This is a genomic window from Streptomyces colwelliae (assembly GCF_048158785.1).
In the GTDB taxonomy this organism is placed as follows: domain Bacteria; phylum Actinomycetota; class Actinomycetes; order Streptomycetales; family Streptomycetaceae; genus Streptomyces.
In genome coordinates this window covers 1-1,332 of the sequence record NZ_JBLTJC010000800.1, presented here as the reverse complement: position 1 = coordinate 1,332, position 1,332 = coordinate 1, and the positions used below count along the sequence as shown (strand labels likewise).

1 protein-coding gene is annotated in these 1,332 nt (G+C 74.2%); it reads left to right on the top strand.

Annotation, left to right across the window (positions count from 1 at the left end):
* Positions 1-61: 61 nt before the first annotated feature.
* Positions 62-1,267: a serpin family protein gene (locus tag ACNFOC_RS54450; RefSeq protein WP_416966323.1), complete on the top strand. Its 1,206-nt coding sequence runs from the start codon at positions 62-64 to the stop codon at positions 1,265-1,267.
* Positions 1,268-1,332: the final 65 nt, after the last annotated feature.

Genomic DNA, 1,332 nt, shown 5'->3' with positions numbered 1-1,332 from the left:
GGCTGGAGGCGCGGGGGTTCAGGGCTCGGCGGTCGGGGGCTCGGCAGTCGGCGGAACGGCGTTGAGGGACACGGCAGTTGGAGGCACCGCCGTCGAGGGTGCGGTCGACGCGGTCAATCGGCTGACGGCGCGCTGGGCGGACTCGGTGTCCGGCGGCACGGTGTTCTCGGCGGCCGGGGTGTGGCCGCTGCTGGCGTTTCTCGCCGACGGGGCGTGGGGTGCGGCGCGGGCGGAGCTGGCGGACGCGGTGGGCATACCGGCCGACCAAGCGGCGGCCGCCGCACGGGAGTTGCTGGCCGCGATGGCGTCGATGCCCGGTCTGGACTCCGCGCTCGGCCTGTGGACCAAGCGCGAACTGACCGTACGGGAGGAGTGGCGGGCCGGGCTGCCGGCGGACACGCACGGTGTGCTCACCGAGGATCTCCCGGCCTCGCAGCGGGCGTTGGACGCGTGGGCGGCCGAGCGGACGGGCGGGCTGATCGAGCGGATGCCGGTCACGCTGGACGAGGACGTGCTGATGGTCCTGGCGAGCGCGCTCGCGCTCCGGACCGAATGGCCGCGCCCCTTCAGCGAGTCGAGGCTCAGCCCGGACGCCGGGCCCTGGCAGGGACGGCAGTTGGCGGGCCTGCGCCGCACCGGCGTCCGGCTGGACCGGGTCGGTGTGGCGAGTGGCCCGCACGGATACGTCACCGAGCTGAAGGTCCCCGGCGACAACGGGATCGACGTCCACCTGCTGCTCGGCGAACAGCGCATGACCCCGGGGCAGGTGCTGGGCACGGGAGTTGACGTCCTGGCCCGCCGGCTCCCCGTGGTGCCGAGCGGCCAACTCCCGTACGGAGACGTCGGACCGGGCCTGCGCGTCGAGCAACAGCCCTGCGCCGCACCGCAACCGCCCCAGCTGTCCGTGACGACGGTGGCGTACGACATGCGGGCACGGCACGATCTCCTGGACCTGCACGGACTGTTCGGGCTCACGACGGCGATGGACACCGGCGACGGCCACTTCCCCGGCATCAGCCCGTCCGCGCTGGCCATCGGGCAGGCCGAACAGTCCACGATGGCCCAGTTCGGCGCGCTCGGCTTCCGCGCCGCCGCGGTGACCGCGGTCGCACCCGTCTACGGCGGTGCCCAGCCCCAGCTCCGCCACACGACCACCGTCGTCACGGCCCGCTTCGACCGCCCGTTCGGCTTCCTGGCCGTACACCGGGAGTCCCGCCTGATCCTGACGGCGGGCTGGGTCACGGATCCGACGCCGTACGGGGGCTAGGAGGTAGGGAGGACTCGGGCCCGGTGCGCTCCGTACGTGGTAATCCCCCGCGCGCCACCCACCCC